Here is an 18,989-nt window from a genome sequence, read left to right as displayed (position 1 = left end):
CTAGCTCCCTCGGTAAACGGAGTAGCCGAACGGGTTGAGCAGCAGCGGTACGTGGTAGTGCTCGCCCGGCTCGACGGCGAAGGTGATCGCCACCTCCGGGAAGAACACACCGGCACCGCTGTCCCGATTCGCGGGGGCGTCCTGCTGCGCATCGGCTTGCTTCTTCGAGAAGTACGGCTCCACCGCGAAGTCGAGCCGTACGTGGGTGGTTCCCTCCGGCAGCGCCGGCAGGTCCTTGCACCGCCCGTCCGCGTCGGTCGCGGAGCCGCCGAGCGCCTGCCAGTCGGCCTGGCGGCCGGCGCGGGCCGCGAGTTCGACACGGACGCCCTCGGCGGGGCGGCCGGCGCTGGTGTCCAGGATGTGCGTGGACACGGATGCGGTGGTGCTCGTGCTCATGGTCAGGCGTCCTCTTCGACGATGCGGGCCAGCCGGATGCGGTTGATCTTGCCCAGCTCGGTGCGCACGATCTCGCGTTCGCGCTCCGGCGCGTTGCCGATCCGCTCCTTGACCGCGTCCCGCATCTGCTCGGCGGTGCGGCCGGTCGCGCAGATCAGGAAGACATGCCCGAACCTCTCCTGGTACGCCAGGTTCAGGTCCAGCATCTCCGCCCTGAGCTCCTCGGAGGCGCCGGCCATGCCGCGCTGCTCGCGGGCGGAGGTCGGGTCGCCGGGTTTGGGGCGGCCGATCGGCGGGTGGCCGGCCATGGCCTCGGCGAGGTCGTCGGCGGTCAGCTCGCCCATGGCGGTGTCGCTGGTGGTGTAGAGGTCCTCGGCACTCGCGTAGGGGCGGGCGGCGAGCAGACGCCGAACCCACGCCGTCGAGGCGCACGCCTCCAGGAGGAGGGCGTGGGCCGCGTGCTCCTCCAGGACGTTGAACCGGGCCAGGCCGGGGGACGTGGAAGTCGAAGTCACGGGAGTCAGCTAACGCCCCCACGCGACACCACGTCAACACTTTGTTGAAAATTCGGGGTTACGAAACCCGTCGGGGTCCGCCGCCTACGTTTTGTCCCGGTTCAGGTAGTTGTAGACCGTGAAGCGGCTCACCCCGAGGGCGCTCGCCACGGTCTCCACGCCATGCCGTACGGAGAAGGCGCCGCGCGCCTCCAATATGCGTACGACCTCCTGCTTGGCCTTGCGGTCGAGGTCGGCGAGCGGCTTGCCCCGCCTGCGCTCCATGGCGGCCAGGATGTGATCGAGGGAGTCCGCGAGCTGCGGCAGCCTCACGGCGACCACGTCGGCGCCCGCCCAGGAGAGCACGACGTCGTCGGGGCCGGCCTCGTCCGGCGGGAGCATCTCGCCGCCCATGGCGTCGACCAGCGGCTTGACCGCCGCGATGAACGGCTCGTCGGCGCTCACGCGTCGACCTCCCCGACCACGTTCACCTGGAGGGAGATCCGGGTGGCGCCGGAGGCCAGGGTCCTGCGCAGCAGGGCGTCCACGGCGGTGAGCACCTCGTCGGCACCCCCCTCGGCGGTGTTGCCGAACGGGCCGACGTCCACCGCGTCCAGCGCGGCCGCCTCGATGACCTCGCGGGCCACGAGCGCGTGCGCCGGGGCCTCGTCGAGGTCGAAGGGCTCGGTCGTGAACTCCACTCTCAATCGCACGCGCACAACCTAACCCGAGGTGCCGTTTTCCGCCGGGCCCTCTTGACAACGCCTTCGACCCGACGGCAATCTTCCAATAAGCAGAAACTAACTTCCACATTATGGAACTAGTCGCTTACGGAACTACTCGACACGGAAGGGAGCGCCGACCCCGATGGGATTCGCCGACCAGCGCTTCAACGTCAACCTGTCGATCCTCTTCACGGAACTCCCGCTCCTGGAGCGCCCCGCGGCCGCCGCCGCGGCGGGCTTCACCGCGGTCGAGCTGTGGTGGCCCTGGATCGACACCCCGACCCCGGAGCGGTCCGAGCTCGACGCCCTGAAGAGGGCGATCGAGGACGCGGGCGTCCAGCTCACGGGCCTGAACTTCTACGCCGGCGAGCTGCCCGGTCCGGACCGGGGTGCCCTGTCGATCCCGGGCGAGGAGTCGGAGCGCTTCCGCGCCAACATCGACGTGGCCGCCGACTTCGCGGGATCACTGGGCACCAAGGCGCTCAACGCCCTGTACGGCAACCGCGTCGACGGCGTGGACCCTGCCGAGCAGGACGCGCTCGCGCTGGAGAACCTCGTCCTCGCGGCCCGCGCGGCCGACCGGATCGGCGCGATCCTCCTGATCGAGGCCCTCAACAGGCCCGAGTCCCCGCGGTACCCGCTGGTGAGCGCGCCCGCGGCGGTCGGGATCGTCGACAAGGTCAACGACGCGACCGGCCTCGGCAACGCGAAGTTCCTGATGGACCTCTACCACCTGTCCATGAACGGCGAGGACCTGCCCGCGGTGATCGAGGAGTTCACCGGGAGGACCGGCCATGTGCAGATCGCCGACAACCCGGGCCGCGGCGCTCCGGGCACGGGCGCGCTGCCCCTCGCCGACCTCCTCGACCAGCTGAAGAAGGCGGGCTACGACGGCTGGGTCGGCCTCGAGTACAAGCCGGGCGACCGCCCGAGCGCCGAGGCCTTCGACTGGCTGCCCCGCTGACCCCCCTTTCCTGAGAGGCACCCCCTCATGAGCAACCTCGCGCATTCTTCCCACCCAGCCCGCCCGGCGATTGCTTGGATAGGTCTCGGCATCATGGGCTCCCCCATGTCCGAGAACTTGGTCAAGGCGGGTTACGACGTCACCGGTTTCACCCTCGAACAGGACAAGCTGGACCGGCTGGCCGCCGCCGGCGGCACCGCCGCCTCCTCGATCGCCGAGGCCGTGCGGGACGCCGACGTGATCATCACGATGGTGCCCGCCTCCCCGCAGGTGGAGGCCATCGCGTACGGCCCCGAGGGCATCCTGGACAACGCCCGCTCCGGCGCCCTGCTGATCGACATGTCCTCGATCACCCCGCAGACGTCCGTCGACCTGGCGAAGGCGGCGAAGGACAAGGGCATCCGCGTGCTGGACGCGCCCGTGTCCGGCGGTGAGGCCGGTGCGATCGAAGCCGTGCTGTCCATCATGGTGGGCGGCGAGCAGGCCGACTTCGACGAGGCCGAGCCGATCTTCGAGGCGCTCGGCAAGACCATCGTGCTGTGCGGTCCGCACGGCTCGGGCCAGACCGTGAAGGCCGCGAACCAGCTGATCGTCGCCGTGAACATCCAGGCGTGCGCCGAGGCCGTCGTCTTCCTGGAGAAGTCGGGCGTGGACCTGAAGGCCGCGCTGGACGTCCTGAACGGCGGTCTCGCCGGCTCGACCGTGCTGACGCGCAAGAAGGACAACTTCCTCCAGCGCGACTTCAAGCCGGGCTTCCGGATCGATCTGCACCACAAGGACATGGGCATCGTCACCGACGCCGCCCGCAATGTCGGCGCGGCCCTGCCCGTCGGCGCCGTCGTCGCCCAGCTGGTCGCCAGTCTGCGCGCGCAGGGCGACGGGGGCCTGGACCACTCGGCGCTGCTGCGGGCCGTGGAGCGGCTGTCCGGCGCGCGGGTCTGACGCCGGGTCCGACGGCCCCCGAAGACTCCGGGCGGCGCCACCGCTGACATCTGTCCTGTCGCGCCCAGGCGGTGGCGCCGCCCGGAACCAGCCCGGCCCCCGAGGCCGGTGGACGGGAGCGAGGAGACCTCGCTCCCCACAGACTCCCTGACCGCGCCCGACGGACCCGGCGACCCGGATGAGGGGTGGTCGCCCGGTACCGGGTGCGGCCAGGGGAGGACCGCGGCGGCCTGCGAGCCAGTGCGGTGGTGAAGGTCCCGGGCCCTCCTTCTTCGACCTGAGGGAAGGAGCGTGTCCCGGTCCCGTCGCGGCCGCCGCGGTCCCGGCAGTACCGCAGGAACCCAGAGCGCCGGATACGGACGGTCCCGTATCCGGCGCTCTGTCGTGTTCCCGGGGTGCGCAGCGCCGCGGATCGCAGGACTCTGAAGGCATGGCAGCACATCCAGCACAGCATCCCCATGTCGTGGTGCACGCTCCGGCCCTGGACGGGTCGCGGCGGGTCACCGCGGACGACGAGAACCTGGGCGTCGCCTCGCACCTGGACGACGTCGTAGAGCTGCTCCGGCTCGCCGACCTGGACCGCATCGAGGTCGAGGACGACGACGTCGTGGAGTGGCAGGGGGGCGGTCCGGACGACTGGCCGGGACTGTCCGAGCACCACGACCGGTGAGCGGGCGTACGACAGCGGTCGTACGCCCGCTACGGAATCCTCAAATCAAGCTCTGAACCTGGGGCAGGGGGCTTCAACGGGCCCCTGCCTCGGGCACATTCTCTACACGTGAGGGCCCGCCGGCACGGGGGCGGCGGGCCACACGACGGGGGAACGGCTTCGGGGGAGCCGGGCACGGGAAAGGGCGGTCCCGCCTTCACGGTGGGACCGCCCTTCGGCGTCCGGGGTGTCAGACCTTCAGCGGCTTGATCGACGTCGGCGCGTGGGCCGGCTCCGTCGCGATCTCCTCGAACTCGACCACGTTGCCGATGTCGTTCGTCGTCGACATCGAGATGTTGGTGACGCGCTCCAGGACGGCCTCGACGACGACCGGGACCTGGAACTCGGCGGCGAGCTTCTTCGCCTGCTCCAGGGCCGCGCCCAGCTCCGCCGGGTCGGTCACCCGGATCGCCTTGCAGCCGAGGCCCTCGGCGACCTTGACGTGGTCGACGCCGTAGACGCCCAGGTGCGGGGAGTTGACGTTCTCGAACTCCAGGTTGACCTGGAAGTCGATGTCGAAGGCGCGCTGGGCCTGGCGGATCAGGCCCAGGTAGGAGTTGTTCACCAGGACGTGGATGTACGGGATCCGGTGCTGGGCCCCGACGGCCAGCTCCTCGATCATGAACTGGAAGTCGTAGTCGCCGGAGAGGGCCACGACCTGTGCCTCCGGGTCGGCCTTGGCGACGCCCAGTGCGGCCGGGATCGTCCAGCCGAGGGGGCCCGCCTGGCCGCAGTTGATCCAGTGCCGGGGTCGGAAGACGTGCAGCATCTGGGCGCCGGCGATCTGGGAGAGGCCGATCGTGGAGACGTACCGGGTCTCCGGGCCGAAGGCCTTGTTCATCTCCTCGTAGACCCGCTGGGGCTTGATGGGGATGTCGTCGAAGTGCGTACGGCGCTGGAGGGTGGCCTTCTTCTCCTGCGCGGACGCGGCCCAGGCGCTGCGGTCGGGGAGCCGGCCCTCGGCCTTCAACTCCCCTGCCACCTCGACGAAGAGGGCCAGGGCCGCCTTCGCGTCGGAGGCGATGCCGTAGTCCGGGGCGAAGATCCGGCCGATCTGGGTGGGCTCGACGTCGACGTGGACGAACGTCCGGCCGGCCGTGTAGACGTCCAGTCTGCCGGTGTGACGGTTGGCCCAGCGGTTGCCGATGCCGAGGACGAAGTCGGACTCCAGGAAGGTGGCGTTGCCGTAGCGGTGCGAGGTCTGCAGGCCCACCATGCCGGCGTTCAGCTCGTGGTCGTCGGGCAGGACGCCCCAGCCCATGAGGGTCGGCACGACCGGGATGCCGGTCAACTCGGCGAACTCGACGAGAAGTTCGGCGGCGTCGGCGTTGATGACACCGCCGCCGGCGACGATCAGCGGGCGCTCGGACTCGCCCAGGAGCGCGAGCGCCTTCTCGATCTGGGCGCGGCTCGCGGCCGGCTTGTACACCGGGAGCGGCTGGTACGTGTCCGGGTCGAACTCGATCTCGGTGAGCTGGACGTCGATCGGCAGGTCGATCAGGACCGGCCCCGGGCGGCCGGAGCGCATGAGGTGGAAGGCCTGCTGGAAGACGCCGGGGACCTGGGCCGCCTCCAGGACGGTGACCGCCATCTTCGTCACCGGCCCCGCGATGGAGGCGATGTCGACGGCCTGGAAGTCCTCCTTGTGGATCACGGCGGTCGGGGCCTGGCCCGTGATGCACAGGATCGGGACCGAGTCGCCGGTCGCGGAGTACAGGCCGGTGATCATGTCGGTGCCGGCGGGTCCTGAGGTGCCGATGCAGACACCGATGTTGCCCGGGCGGGTCCTCGTGTATCCCTCGGCCATGTGCGAGGCACCCTCGACATGGCGGGCGAGGGTGTGGTGGATGCCCCCGGAGGCCTTGAGCGCGGCATAGAAGGGGTTGATCGCCGCGCCGGGGACACCGAACGCGTCCGAGACACCTTCGCGCTTGAGGATCTCAACTGCCGCGCGGGCAGCGGTCATTCGAGCCATCGAGTACTCCTGCTTCGACTGCTTCTACTGCTTCGGCTGTCGGATGCGTACTCCCGTCGCGCCCCGCGGTGAGTGCTTCCGCAATACGGAATAAGTTTTCTGCTATCTGGAAGCAATGTAGGTGGGTGGGTGAAGACCGTCAAGAGGCGGACAACCGGGCGGGCACTGGAGGACGATGTGGCCATGTCCGAGACCGTGTCGGTGCGCTGTCCGGTCTGCCGGCGCGAGCACCTCTACGCGGCGCCGTCGTACCCGTGCGAGTGCGGCGCCCCCGTCTGCCCGCCGCTGGACCGGTACGGGGCGCCCGCGGCCGTCGCCCACCAGGTGTGGGAGGAGGCGTGGGTCGCCGTGGAGTGCGCGGTCTGCGGGCGCAGGACGCAGTGGCCGCGGCCGGAGCTGGGCTGTGGCTGCGGGACGGTCCTGCGGATCCCGGTCGCCGGGGGCACGTGCCCGGAGTCCGGGGCGGGGGTGGGACGGGACGTGGAGCCGGGGGTGGAGCCGGGGGTGGAGGTCCCCGCTCCCCCGCGCCGTGCCTTCCAGCCGATCACGATCCGCACCGCGCGTGACGCGGTCACCGTCGCCGCGCTGTATCTGCGCTGGCTCGGCTACCAGGACATCCGGCGCGCGGACCAGCGGCCCCCGTCCGGCATCGGCCTCGCGGCCCGCGGGCTGCTGGCGCAGGTGGACCCGACCGTGCGGCCCGCCTCACCGCGTGACGTGGAGTGCCTGTGGCTGACGGCCATGACGGAGTCCTCGGACTGCGTGTACTTCTCCCTGGCCGGCTACACCACGGAGGCCCGCACCCGCGCCGACAGCCTCGGCGTCCCCCTGTTCGTCCTGGACCTGACGGGAACACCGCAGCCGGTCAACACCCTGGCGGACGAACTGAACGGACCGTAGCGGCGGGCCAGGCGGGTCGGCCCACGGGCCGGGGGGCGAGCCAGGACAGGGACCACACGCCCGAGCGGCCGGGGCCGGGCGAACTCGCGCGGCCCACCGGCCGGTGGGGGCGGGCGTTTTGCGCAGTTCCCCGCGCCCCTGGGCAGGTTGCAGTGCCCCGGCGCCACGGACGATCAGGGGCCGCCGCAGGCACTCAGGGGCGCGGGGAACTGCGCAGAAACGCCCGCCCCCACCGAACCCCCAGACGAACACGCACCGCCACACACACCCAGGGGCGCGGGGAACTGGTACACACGCCCCGGGCCGGCCACGCGCTCACCCCCGCGCGTACGTCTCCCGCAGCTCCACCTTCCGTACCTTCCCCGACACCGTCATCGGAAAGGCGTCGAGGATCCGGAGGCGGCTCGGGATCTTGTAGTGGGCCAGTCTGCCGTCGCAGAACGCGCGCAGTTCCTCCAGGCTCGGCGGTGCGGCCGGGTCGCGCGGGATCACGCAGGCCAGCACCTCCTCGCCGTAGCGCTCGTCAGGGACGCCCACCACCTGGACGTCCGCGATCTTCGGATGGCCGTACAGGAACTCCTCGATCTCGCGCGGGTAGATGTTCTCGCCGCCCCGGATGATCATGTCCTTGATGCGGCCGACGATCTCGACGTACCCGTCCTCGCGCATCACGGCCAGGTCACCGGTGTGCATCCAGCGACCGGGGTCGACGGCCTCCGCCGTCTTCTCGGGCTCGTTCCAGTAGCCGAGCATCACGCTGTAGCCGCGGGTGCACAACTCCCCCGCCGTGCCCCGGGGTTGGGTCACACCGGTCGCCGGGTCCACGACCTTGACCTCGATGTGCGGCAGGACGCGGCCCACCGTGCCGGTGCGGTGCTCCAGGTCGTCGTCCCTGCGGGTCTGGAGCGAGACCGGGGACGTCTCCGTCATGCCGTAGCAGATGGAGACCTCCGCCATGTGCATCTCCGCGACCACCCGCTTCATCACCTCCACCGGACACGGCGAGCCCGCCATGATCCCGGTGCGCAGGGTGGAGAGGTCGTAGGTCGCGAAGTCGGGCAGGTTCAGCTCCGCGATGAACATGGTCGGGACGCCGTACAGCGAGGTGCAGCGCTCCTGCTGGACCGCCCGCAGGGTCGCCGCCGGGTCGAAGGAGGGGGCCGGGATGACCATGCACGCGCCGTGGGACGTAGCGGCCAGATTCCCCATCACCATGCCGAAACAGTGATAAAACGGAACCGGGATGCACACCCGGTCCTGCTCGCTGTAGGCAATCAACTCCCCCACGAAATAACCGTTGTTGAGGATGTTGTGGTGGGAGAGCGTGGCCCCCTTGGGGAAGCCGGTCGTGCCCGAGGTGTACTGGATGTTGATCGGGTCGTCGCAGGAGAGTTCCGGGTGCACCGCGTCCGGCACGGCGCGCCGCAGCAACTCCCCCCAGCTCGGGTCGCCGATGTAGACGACCTCCCGCAACTCCCGGCACCTGCCCCGCACTTCGTCGACCATCGCCCGGTAGTCGCTCGTCTTGTGGCTCAGGGACGCGAAGAGGAGCGAGATCCCCGCCTGGCCGAGGACGTACTCGACCTCGTGGGTGCGGTACGCCGGGTTGATGTTCACCATGATCGCGCCGATGCGGGCGGTGGCGTACTGGACGAGCACCCACTCCGGGCAGTTGACCGCCCAGATCCCCACCCGGTCACCCTTGGCGACCCCGGAGGCGAGCAGCGCGGACGCCAACTCCTCGACGTCGGCGCCGAACTGGGCGTACGTCCAGCGTCGCCCGGACGGCACGTCGACGAGCGCCTCCCGGTCGGGCCACCTCGCCACCGCCCGGTCCAGATTGGCCCCGATGGTGTCGCCGAGCAGCCCCGTCGAGCCCAGGCCGTGCGTGTACGAGTTCACCGGAAGTCCTCCTCGCGGTACTCCGCGTCCGAGCCCGCCGCGGTCGCCTCCCGCAGCTCGATCCGCCGGATCTTCCCCGACACCGTCTTGGGCAGCTCCCCGAACTCCAGCCGCCGGATCCGCTTGTAGGGCGCCAGCGCCTGCCGGGAGTGCTCGAACAGCACCTTGGCCGTGTCGGGGCCGGGCTCCCAGCCGGCCGCGAGCACGACGTACGCCTTCGGGACGGCGAGCCGCAGCTCGTCCGGCGCGGGCACGACGGCCGCCTCGGCCACCGCCTCGTGTTCCAGGAGCGCGCTCTCCAGCTCGAAGGGGCTGATCTTGTAGTCGGAGGCCTTGAAGACGTCGTCGCTGCGCCCGATGTAGGTCAGGTAGCCGTCCTCGTCCCTGGACGCCACGTCCCCGGTCCGGTAGTAGCCGCCCGCCATCGCCTCCGCCGTACGGTCGGGGTCCCCGTGGTAGCCGGTCATCAGGCCGACCGGACGGGCCGACAGGTCCAGCGCGATCTCCCCCTCGCTCGCGCCGGGCGCGCCGGAGACCGGGTCGAGGAGTTCCACCTGGTAGCCGGGGCTCGGGCGCCCCATGGAGCCGGTCTTGAGCACCTGTCCGGGGCTGTTGGAGACCTGCACGGCCGTCTCGGTCTGGCCGAAGCCGTCCCGGATGGTGACGCCCCAGGCCCGCCGGACCTGCTCGATGACTTCGGGGTTGAGGGGCTCGCCGGCCGCGACCACCTCCCGGGGCGGCGTGCGCAGCTGGGTCAGGTCGGCCTGGATGAGCATGCGCCACACGGTCGGCGGGGCGCAGAAGGTGGTGACCCGGGCCCGGTCCATCTCGGACATGAGGCGGGCGGCGTCGAAGCGCGTGTAGTTGTGGATGAAGACGGTCGCCTCGGCGTTCCACGGCGCGAAGAGGTTGGACCAGGCGTGCTTGGCCCAGCCGGGCGAGGAGATGTTCAGGTGCACGTCACCGGGCCGCAGGCCGATCCAGTACATGGTCGCCAGGTGCCCGATCGGGTACGAGGTGTGCGTGTGCTCGACGAGTTTGGGGCGGGCCGTCGTCCCGGAGGTGAAGTAGAGCATCAGCGGGTCGTCGGCGAGTGTCGGCCCGTCGGGCAGGAACTCCTCGGGCGCGGCGTACGCGTCCTCGTACGGCTGCCAGCCCTCCGGTACGCCGCCGGCGGCGATGCGGGTGTAGTCGCCGGGCACCTCGTCGAACTTGGCGGTGTCCTCGGCCCGCACCAGGACGTGCCGCACCCGCCCGCGCTCCACGCGGTCGCGCAGGTCGGCGGGGCCGAGCAGCGGGGTCGCCGGGATGACGACGGCCCGCAGCTTCATGGCGGCCAGGGCCGTCTCCCACAGCTCGGCCTGGTTGCCCAGCATGACGAGGATCCGGTCCTCGGCCTCCACCCCGCGCTCGCGCAGCAGGTTGGCGACCCGGTTCGACCGTTCGGCCATCTCGGCGAAGGACAGCCGGACCTCGCTGCCGTCCTCCTCGACGATGTGCAGGGCGGTGCGGTCGTTGCCCTGTGCGATGACGTCGAACCAGTCGAGCGCCCAGTTGAAGTGCCGCGGGCGGGGCCAGGCGAAGCCCTCGTACGCCGTCGCGTAGTCCTCGCGGTGTTGCAGCAGGAAGTCCCGCGCCCCGCGGAAATCCTCCGTGGCCGTCATCTTGCGTCCTCCTCTGACCGGACCTTGCCGGGCGGCTCTCTGCCATCGTGTAATCCGTGATGCAGGTCTCACTACCCCCGGACGGGGGTGTCTGCCGCGGCGAAGGGACGAACAGGTGACGGTGGACGCGGCAGGCGCGATGGAGATCCGGCGGGCGCTCGTGCGACTGCGGCGCACCACCGGCCTCCCGGTCGCCTTCGGCGGTCTGGTGGGGTCCGGCCGCCCGCAGATCCGCATCAGCGAACTCAGCGGCACGGCCACCACCTCCCTGCTCTCGCTGGCGGTGACCTCGGGCAACGGCCTCGGCGGCAAGACCGTCGCGCTGGCCCGCCCGTGCGCCGTGGCGGACTACCCCCTGTCCCGGCAGATCAGTCACGAGTACGACGCCGCCGTCGCCGCGGAGGGCCTGCGCTCGGTGCTGGCCGTCCCGGTGGTGGTACGGCGCCGGGTGCGGGGCGTCCTGTACGGCGCCCTGCGCGACGCCCGGCCCCTGGGTGACCGCATGCTGACGGCGGCGGTGGACGCGGCCCGGGACGTGGAGCAGGCCCTGGTAGTAGGCGACGAGGCGCGCGACGTGCTGGCGGCGGCGCGGGCGGAGCCCGGTCACGGCGACGCCCTCGCGCGGGAGCAGGTCCGGGAGGCGCACGCGGCGCTGCGGGCGCTGGCCCCGCGGATCGGCGATCCCGCGCTGCGGGCCGAGCTGCTGGACGCCTGCGCGCTGCTGACCGCAGGTCCGGTGCCCGTGCAGGGGGTCCGTCTGGCCCCCCGTGAGCTGGACGTGCTGGCCTGTGTGGCGGCCGGGGCGACGAACGCCGGGGCGGCGGACCGACTGGGCGTGACCGCCGAGACGGTCAAGGCGTACCTGCGGTCGGCCATGCGCAAGCTCGGGGCCGGGACGCGGGGCGAGGCGGTGGTGGCCGCCCGCCGGGCGGGACTGCTGCCCTGACAACCCGGCCGCTCCCGTACCATTCGTGAACAACTCCATCATTCACGGGCGCTTTGAATTTCTCCCCTACGGAACCGGTTGTTGTCTCCCTCACCACATCTTCCCGTCGAATTTCGAAGCACCTTGCCTAATATTGGCCAGGACACGACACAGGGAGGGGAGCGGTGACCGTGCCACGCGACTTCCAGGAGCCTGCGAGATGCCGCCCCGACCTGGTCATCGGCCGGGACGAGCTGTTCGGACAGGCCCGCGAGCAGCTGGCCCGCGGCGGCAGCGTGCTCCTGCACGGTCCGGCCGGAATCGGAAAGTCGACCGTGCTGCGGGCCCTGGCCGCGGAATGCGGCGAGGCCGCCCACACCGTTCTGCGCTGCTCGGCCACCGAGTCGGAATCCCACCTCCCCTTCCTGGCCCTGGCCGACCTCTTCGGCCTGGTCCTCGACGACATCTCCGACAAGCTGCCCGCGGCCCAGCGCACCGCGCTCGAATCGGCGCTGACCGGCCGGGGCGAGTCCACCCTCCAGCGCGACGGTCTGGCCCTGCGCCTCGCGGTGCTGTCGGCGCTGCGCGCCCTCGCCGCCGAGGGGCCGGTCCTGGTCGTCGCCGACGACGTGCAGTGGCTGGATCCCGCGAGCCTGGAGCTGCTCGGTTTCGCCGCCCGCCGGCTCGGCGACATCCCCGTGCGGATGCTGTGCGCGGTCCGGACCGACGGCCCCGAGTACGACCGCCATCTACGCGCGTTGCCGCCGGACAGTCTCGCCGTCCGCTTCAACCCGCTCACCCGCGCCCAGGTGGCCGCGCTCCTCGACCACCGCGGCTACACCGGCCTCCAGCGCTCCACCGTCCGGGACATCCACCGCACCAGCGGCGGCAACCCGTTCTACGCCCTGGAACTGGGCCGCGCGCTCACCGAGAACCCGACCCCGCCCCGCCCGGGCGAGCCGCTGCCGGTGCCCACCTCGCTCCGGGCCCTGGTGCTCAGCCGCCTGGAGATGCTGTCCGAGGAGGCCCGGCGCACCCTCCTGGTGGCGAGCGCGGGCGCCCGCCCCACCCCGGCCCTGCTGCACGCGGCCGGCCGCGGGGACGCCGAGGCCGAGATGGCACAGGCGGCCGCGCTGGGCCTGCTCGCGACGGAGGCCGAGGGGCCCGCCGTACGCTTCGCGCATCCGCTGATCTCCGCCGCGCTGTACGCGGAGGCGCCCGCGCAGGAGCGGCGGGACGCGCACCGGGCGCTGTCCACGGCCGCCTCCGACCCGATCGAACGGGCCCGCCACCTGGCCCTCGCGACCACCGGAACCGACCCCGAGGTGGCCGCCCGGCTCGCCGAGGCCGCCGCCCTGGCCCGGGACCGGGGCGCGCCCTCGATGGCCGCCTCCCTCGGGCTGCTGTCGGCCCGGCACACCCCCGCCGACAGCGTGCCCGCCCCGGACGTGCGGCGGCTCACGGCGGCCGAGGACGCCATCACCGCCGGTGAGCTCGATCTCGCCCGGGACATCGCCCGCGACGTGCTCACCCGGGCCACCGTGCCCGCGGACCGGGTGCGGGCCTGGATCATCGTGATCGACACCGCGGGCCACGCCATGACGGAGGTCGACGCGGTCTTCCCGCAGGCCCTGGCCGACGCGGGCGACGACCCCGAGCTGCTCGCCCTGATCCGCTACCAGCTGGCCTGGCGCGCGCTGCTCGTCGAGGGCGACTTCGACGAGGCGCGCGGGGAGGCCGCCCGCTCGGCGGCGCTGGCCGCACGCGCCGGGGACCGCTACAACGAGCTGATGGCACTGGCCTTCCAGGCCCAGATCGAGACCCTGATGGGCCACCCGGACGCCCCCACGACCATCAAGCGCGCTCTCAAGGAGCCCCAGGACCCGCGGGTGGCCGTCCATCACAACGGGGCGGGGTACTCCCGCTTCCGCTGGCTGATCATGAGCGACCAGCTGCCCGAGGCCCGTGCGACGGTCACCGCGCTGCTGCGCGAGGTACGGCGGCGCGGGTCGGTCGAGAGCGAGGTGCACTTCCTGCGCGGGCTGGCCGAGACGGAACTGCGCTCCGGGCACTGCGGACGCGCGCTCGACCTGGCCCGGGAGAGCCTGCTGATGGCCCGGGACACCGGGATCGGCGAGGTGGCCTCGGCCGTGCTCGCCTCCTTCGCGGAGGCCTCGGGCGGACAGGTCGAACGGGCGCTGGAGCTGGGCCGGGAGGCGGTCGTCCACGCCGAGGAGAACGGCGACCAGATGTACGAGTCCCGGGGCCTGACCGCGCTCGGCTACGCCCAGCTCGTCGCCGGGGACGCGCCGGGCGCGGTCCGTTCCCTGCGCCGGGTGCGCGAGCTGGAGCAGGGGCTCGGCATCACGGACCCGGCCCGCGGCCGCTGGCAGGGCGACCTCGCCGAGGCCCTGGTACGCATCGGGGAGACCGGCGAGGCGCAGGACGTCATCGACGTGACGCGGGTGAACGCGCTCCGGCTCGGCCGGGAGAGCGTGCTCGCCGTGCTCGACCGGGCCGAGGCGCTGGTGCGGGCGGCGCGGGGTGAACACGACGCGGCGCTGGTGCAGTTGACCTCGGTCCAGGATCGTCTCGCCAAACTGGGCCACGGCCTGGAGGAGGCCCGCGCCGCCTTCGCCCTGGCCCAGTTGCGCACCCGGCGGCCCGGTCCGACGTCGTACGACGAGGCGGCCCGGCTGTTCAGGCGCTGCCGGGCGCTGCCGTGGCTGCGCCAGGTGGAGGCGGCCGCGCTGTCCCGGCCGGTGGAGCCGGAGCCCGCGCACGCCGTCGCGGCGGACGGGCTGGAGAGCCTGGAGGGGCTCGCCTCGATGGAGCGTCAGGTGGCCGCGCTGGTGATGGAGGGCGCCACCAACCGGGAGATAGCCGCCCGGCTGTTCATCAGTGTGAAGACGGTCGAGGCGACGCTCACACGGGTCTACCGCAAGCTCGGGATCCGCTCCCGGGTGGACATCGTCCGCCTGGCGGCCGGCCGCAGGCCGTAGCCGAGGGACCGTCAGAACCGCGGCCCCCGGGGCCGACCGAGGGTTTTCCCTGCCCAACTCCCTTAGGGGGTTCCCTCATTGGGAGCGGGAACCGCCCGGTTCTAGCTTATGCACATGCCGCTCGCCGGGCATACGGGGGTCGGTCCCGCGACCCCCGTGCATCACCCCCACACCCGCGCGACCCCCCACCGGCAACCCCGAGGAGACTCACCGATGTTCGGTCTCACCCGTGCGAAGAAGGCCGGCGCCGTCGGTCTGGCGGCCGCCGCCGCCACCGCCACCGCGCTGCTCGGCGCCCCCCAAGCTGTCGCCGCTCCCCAGCCCATCGTCGGCGGTACGACGACGACCACGACCGCCTACCCGTTCATGATGCAGATCACGGACGCCTCGCAGAACCAGTTCTGCGGCGGCACCCTGGTCTCCGCGACCAAGGTCGTCACCGCGGCCCACTGCATGGTCGGCGAGACCACCAGCAGCGTCAGAGTCGTCGGCGGCCGCACCTACCTCAACGGCACCAACGGCACGGTCAGCCGCGTCAGCAAGATCTGGATCAACCCGGACTACACGGACGCCACCAACGGCGACGACGTGGCCGTGCTGACCCTGTCGACGTCGATGCCGTACACGACGGCGTCGTACGTCTCCTCCTCCCAGACGAGCGTGTACGCGGCCGGCACCACGGCCCGCATCCTCGGCTGGGGCACCACCTCGTCCAACGGCAGCTCCTCCAACCAGCTGCGGACCGCGACCGTCCCGATCGTGTCCGACACCAGCTGCGCGAGCTCCTACGGCTCGGACTTCGTGAAGTCCGACATGGTTTGCGCCGGATACACCTCCGGCGGCACAGACACCTGCCAGGGCGACAGCGGCGGTCCCCTGCTCATCGGGGGCGTCCTGGCAGGGATCACTTCCTGGGGAGAGGGCTGTGCGCAGGCCGGTTACCCGGGTGTCTACACCCGGCTGACCACCTTCTCCAGCCTGGTGACCGCGCAGGTCAACTCGTAGGTCCCCAGAGGCACTCCTGAGCGTCCCACCGATGCTCGGGTGCGAAGCAAGGGGGCGTTGCGGGCCTCCACGAGCGGCCCGCAACGCCCCCTGTCCATGGGTGCGATCCGTGTGTGAACGACCGCCAGGACCGAGAGCTCCCTCACCGGGGGTCACGTTCCCACGACGGTCCCGAACCGGATGTCGTACGGCGTCCCCGGGTGCAGCGTGGCCAGCATCCGCTCCCCCTCGGCGGTGACCTCCTCCCGCTGGGCCCTGGTGAGCCGGCCGAAGGACTCGACCACGAGGGTGTCCGCGGTGAGCTTCCAGACACCCGCGAGGAAACCGTCGACGAGGAGCGTGCGGTAGGCCTGGTTGCCCTGCCAGCTGCGGCCCCAGTACTCCTTCGGCACCACACGGGTGCGGTCGGCGTGGGAGAGCAGCAGGTTGTCGAACTCCGGCAGGAAGCGGGGCGGGGCCGGGGTGTCCTCGGCGGGGCGGGGCGCGTCGGGGAGGTCGAAGAGCTCGACGCCGTTCTCGTCGCGGAGGACGAGCAGCTGCGGGCGGAGCCGCTCGAAGGCGTCGCGGAGGCGGGTGAGCCCGGCCCAGGTCTGCATGTCCTTGACGGAGGCGGGCCCGAAGGCGGCGAGGTAGCGCAGGACGGTGGCGTCGGGGGCGGGGGCGGGTTCTGCGGGGCGGCCGAGCCAGTGCTCGGCCGTGGTGAGCGCGACCTGGCCGCTCCTGCCCCACAGCCCGCGGGGGGTGACCTGGACGAGGGGGAGCCGGCAGCGGGCGGCGATGGCGAGGGCCTGCGGGTCGGCGTCCGGCCACTCGGTCAGGAGGGCCTCGCGCAGCTCCTTCATGGTGCGCGGCTCGGCCTCGACGAGCTCCCGGGCGAGGGCGGTGAGGCGGTCGAGGTCGACGCCCTGAAGTCCCTTGCGCAAGGTGGTGAGTTCGCGGTCCCGGGCGGGCTGCACGAGGGGCCGCAGGGTGAGGCAGTCCTCGGCGGTGTGGGTGTGGATGGTCGAGCGCATGGTGACGATCCGGACGACCTCCCGGTCGGCCATCAGCTGCGACAGCGCCTCGGGGGTGAAACCGTCGAGGCGGGCGGCGAGCGCGTAGTACGGCGGCTTGACGTTCTGGGCCTGCAGACCGAGCAGATGCCCGACGGCGGCCTTCGCGGACAGACCGGACCGGCGCAGGAGCAGCTGCCGGTCGAGGGTCGCGCGGTTCAGGGCGCGGATGCCGAGCACGGGGGCCGACGTGGTCGTCTTCGTCATGAGGTACACGCTAGAGGGGCTTGCGGACGGGTTCTGTCCGCAACTCTCACCGCGCCCTCGCGCGGCCCCGCCCAGGATGTCATTTGCCCCGTATACCCTGCTCCGTGATCCCGCCGACAGCGGCTCGACCCCAGAGCGAGAGGCCGCCACGATGTCCGAGCGACGCGCACGTCCCGCCGCGAAGAACTCCTCGAAGGGCTCCGCCAGGAAGTCCGCCTGGCGCCGCGCCCTGACGCCGCCCTCCGCGCCACCCAGGAGTGCGGTGCCGGCCGCCGAACCCGCTGCCCCCGAGCCGCCCGAGCCGGCGAGCATCGTCCAGGCGGCGCTGTACCGGGACGGTGTGCGCGTCTCCTCGCCCGCGACGCTCGCGGACACCTTCCGTGAACTGCGCGAACAGCCCTCCGGCATGGCCTGGATCGGCCTCGCCCGCCCGCCGGAGAGCGAACTCCTCTCCCTGGCCGAGGAATTCGACCTGCACCCGCTGTCCGTCGAGGACGCGATGGAGGCCCACCAGCGCCCGAAGCTGGAGCGCTACGGCGACACGCTCTTCGTGGTCCTGCGGGCGGCCCGCTATCTGGACGCCCCCGAGGAGGTCGACTTCGGCGAACTGCACGTGTTCGTGGGCCCGGACTTCGTGATCACGGTCCGGCACGGGGCGGCCCCGGACCTCTCGGCGGTGCGCCACCGCATGGAGCAGACACCGGAGCTGCTCGGGCTGGGCCCCGAGGCCGTCCTCTACGCCATCCTGGACGCGGTGGTCGACGGCTACGCGCCGGTCGTCGCGGGCGTGCAGAACGACATCGACGAGATCGAGACGGAGGTCTTCCGCGGTGACCCGGAGGTCTCCCGCCGCATCTACGAACTCTCCCGCGAGATGGTCGAGTTCCAGCGCGCGACCCGCCCCCTGGTCGGCATGCTGCACGCCCTGATGGCCGGCTTCGCCAAGTACGGCACGGACGAGGAGCTCCAGCGCTACCTGCGGGACGTCGCCGACCACGTCACCCACACCAGCGAGCGGGTCGACGGCTTCCGCCAGGCCCTCACCGACATCCTCACGGTCAACGCCACGCTCGTCACCCAGCAGCAGAACGCGGAGATGCGGGCGCTGGCGGAGGCGGGCTTCGAGCAGAACGAGGAGATCAAGAAGATCTCCTCCTGGGCGGCGATCCTGTTCGCCCCCACGCTGGTGGGCACGATCTACGGAATGAACTTCCAGCACATGCCGGAGCTGAGCTGGAGGTTCGGGTACCCGTTCGCGATCGGGCTGATGGGGGTCGTCTGCGTGAGCCTGTACGTGATCTTCAAACGCCGGGACTGGCTCTGATCCCGGGTCGAGGTCTCACCAGGCCACCGCCCCGTGGCGGTCACGGAAGACGCCGGTCGGGCCGTCCGGGCCGAGGGTGGCGAGTTCGACAATCGCGTCGGTGCCCTCGGTCACGGTCTGCGGGCCGCTGTGACCGTTGAAGTCGGTCGCGGTGTAACCGGGGTCGGCCGCGTTCACCTTCACCTCCGGCCAGGACTTCGCGTACTGCGTGGTCAGCATGGTCACGGCGGCCTTCGACGCGGTGTACAGCGGGGCCACGGCCCGGCCCTCGGCACGCGAGGTGTCATGGGTCAGTTCGAACGACCCCATGCCGCTGGACACATTGACGACGACCGGGTTCGAGGACTTGCGCAGCAGGGGCAGGAACGCGTGCGTCACCCGGACGATCCCCACGACGTTGACGTCGAACACCGCGGTCGCGTCGGCGGCCGTGAGTTCGTCGGCGGGCACGTGCGGTCCGAGGACACCCGCGTTGTTGATCAGGACGTCGATGGCGCCCTCGTGGGCCGCGACGTCGGCGGCGGCTTCGGCGACCGACGCGTCGTCGGTCACGTCGATCCGGACGAACCGGGCGCCGAGCGCTTCGGCGGCGGAGCGGCCGCGCTCGGGATCACGTGCGCCGACGAGGACTGTGTGCCCCGCCTCGGTCAGACGGCGGGCGGTCTCGTACCCGAGGGACTTGTTGGCTCCGGTGATGAAGGTCGTGGTCATGGGTTCAGCCTCGGCCCGGCGCGGGAGGACAACCAGTGCCCCGGGCGACGGTAGGACTGCCGGTACCAGGCACGGCGGCCGTACGGCGCCCA

Annotated in this window: 17 protein-coding genes; 8 read left to right on the top strand and 9 right to left on the bottom strand. The window is 71.8% G+C overall.

Annotation, left to right across the window (positions count from 1 at the left end; genetic code table 11):
- The 4 genes from uraH to M2163_RS37125 form a co-directional block, all read right to left on the bottom strand.
- The gene (uraH, locus tag M2163_RS37140) at positions 1-396 is read right to left on the bottom strand and encodes a hydroxyisourate hydrolase (RefSeq protein WP_280896173.1); all 396 of its coding nucleotides are present in this window, start codon (positions 394-396) and stop codon (positions 1-3) included.
- 2 nt (positions 397-398) lie between these two features.
- Positions 399-911, bottom strand: coding sequence for a 2-oxo-4-hydroxy-4-carboxy-5-ureidoimidazoline decarboxylase (uraD, locus tag M2163_RS37135; protein ID WP_280848531.1), 513 nt, complete (start codon positions 909-911; stop codon positions 399-401).
- A gap of 84 nt (positions 912-995) precedes the next feature.
- Entirely contained in the window at positions 996-1,304 is a 309-nt protein-coding gene (locus tag M2163_RS37130; RefSeq protein ID WP_280897373.1) for a helix-turn-helix domain-containing protein, read from the bottom strand.
- 47 nt (positions 1,305-1,351) lie between these two features.
- Positions 1,352-1,603 (bottom strand): hypothetical protein, encoded by a 252-nt coding sequence (locus tag M2163_RS37125; RefSeq protein ID WP_280896172.1) that lies wholly within the window; start codon positions 1,601-1,603, stop codon positions 1,352-1,354.
- Positions 1,604-1,757: 154 nt separating this feature from the next.
- Between M2163_RS37125 and M2163_RS37120 the strand changes: the two genes are divergently transcribed.
- From M2163_RS37120 to M2163_RS37110, 3 genes are all read left to right on the top strand, one after another.
- Entirely contained in the window at positions 1,758-2,579 is an 822-nt protein-coding gene (locus tag M2163_RS37120) for a TIM barrel protein (RefSeq protein WP_280896171.1), read from the top strand.
- 27 nt (positions 2,580-2,606) lie between these two features.
- On the top strand, positions 2,607-3,521 hold the full coding sequence (locus tag M2163_RS37115) for a 2-hydroxy-3-oxopropionate reductase (RefSeq protein ID WP_280896170.1): 915 nt from the start codon (positions 2,607-2,609) through the stop codon (positions 3,519-3,521).
- A gap of 430 nt (positions 3,522-3,951) precedes the next feature.
- Complete coding sequence (locus M2163_RS37110; RefSeq protein WP_280848535.1) at positions 3,952-4,191, top strand: hypothetical protein; 240 nt, start codon at positions 3,952-3,954, stop codon at positions 4,189-4,191.
- Positions 4,192-4,420: 229 nt separating this feature from the next.
- Here the strand turns inward: M2163_RS37110 and gcl are convergent, their stop codons facing one another.
- Complete coding sequence (gene gcl, locus M2163_RS37105; RefSeq protein ID WP_280896169.1) at positions 4,421-6,205, bottom strand: glyoxylate carboligase; 1,785 nt, start codon at positions 6,203-6,205, stop codon at positions 4,421-4,423.
- Positions 6,206-6,388: 183 nt separating this feature from the next.
- Between gcl and M2163_RS37100 the strand changes: the two genes are divergently transcribed.
- Positions 6,389-7,105, top strand: a complete 717-nt coding sequence (locus M2163_RS37100; RefSeq protein WP_280896168.1) for a hypothetical protein — start codon at positions 6,389-6,391, stop codon at positions 7,103-7,105.
- Positions 7,106-7,420: 315 nt separating this feature from the next.
- On the opposite strand, the gene M2163_RS37095 is transcribed toward M2163_RS37100, so the two are convergent.
- Together M2163_RS37095 and M2163_RS37090 are read right to left on the bottom strand one after the other, a co-directional pair.
- Positions 7,421-9,007, bottom strand: coding sequence for an AMP-binding protein (locus M2163_RS37095; RefSeq protein WP_280896167.1), 1,587 nt, complete (start codon positions 9,005-9,007; stop codon positions 7,421-7,423).
- Entirely contained in the window at positions 9,004-10,671 is a 1,668-nt protein-coding gene (locus M2163_RS37090; RefSeq protein WP_280896166.1) for an AMP-binding protein, read from the bottom strand. Before M2163_RS37090 ends, M2163_RS37095 begins: the two co-directional genes overlap by 4 nt.
- A 115-nt stretch (positions 10,672-10,786) precedes the next feature.
- On the opposite strand from M2163_RS37090, the gene M2163_RS37085 reads away from it, so the two are divergent.
- The 3 genes from M2163_RS37085 (at position 10,787) to M2163_RS37075 (ending at position 15,603) form a co-directional block, all read left to right on the top strand.
- Positions 10,787-11,617, top strand: coding sequence for a LuxR C-terminal-related transcriptional regulator (locus tag M2163_RS37085; RefSeq protein ID WP_280848540.1), 831 nt, complete (start codon positions 10,787-10,789; stop codon positions 11,615-11,617).
- A gap of 164 nt (positions 11,618-11,781) precedes the next feature.
- Entirely contained in the window at positions 11,782-14,598 is a 2,817-nt protein-coding gene (locus M2163_RS37080; protein WP_280848541.1) for a LuxR family transcriptional regulator, read from the top strand.
- Between the two features lie 213 nt (positions 14,599-14,811).
- Complete coding sequence (locus M2163_RS37075) at positions 14,812-15,603, top strand: serine protease (RefSeq protein WP_280848542.1); 792 nt, start codon at positions 14,812-14,814, stop codon at positions 15,601-15,603.
- Between the two features lie 152 nt (positions 15,604-15,755).
- On the opposite strand, the gene M2163_RS37070 is transcribed toward M2163_RS37075, so the two are convergent.
- Complete coding sequence (locus M2163_RS37070) at positions 15,756-16,862, bottom strand: winged helix DNA-binding domain-containing protein (protein ID WP_280848543.1); 1,107 nt, start codon at positions 16,860-16,862, stop codon at positions 15,756-15,758.
- Positions 16,863-17,013: 151 nt separating this feature from the next.
- Between M2163_RS37070 and M2163_RS37065 the strand changes: the two genes are divergently transcribed.
- Positions 17,014-18,186, top strand: coding sequence for a magnesium and cobalt transport protein CorA (locus tag M2163_RS37065; RefSeq protein WP_280848544.1), 1,173 nt, complete (start codon positions 17,014-17,016; stop codon positions 18,184-18,186).
- Between the two features lie 15 nt (positions 18,187-18,201).
- On the opposite strand, the gene M2163_RS37060 is transcribed toward M2163_RS37065, so the two are convergent.
- Positions 18,202-18,897 carry an SDR family NAD(P)-dependent oxidoreductase gene (locus M2163_RS37060; RefSeq protein ID WP_280848545.1) on the bottom strand — a complete coding sequence of 232 codons (696 nt, stop codon included), beginning with the start codon at positions 18,895-18,897 and terminating at the stop codon, positions 18,202-18,204.
- Between the last annotated feature and the right edge of the window lie 92 nt (positions 18,898-18,989).

The sequence above is a fragment of the Streptomyces sp. SAI-135 genome (assembly GCF_029893805.1).
Classification (GTDB): Bacteria; Actinomycetota; Actinomycetes; order Streptomycetales; family Streptomycetaceae; genus Streptomyces.
The sequence above is the reverse complement of the archived record's forward strand: the minus strand, read 5'-3'. Positions and strand labels throughout refer to the sequence as shown.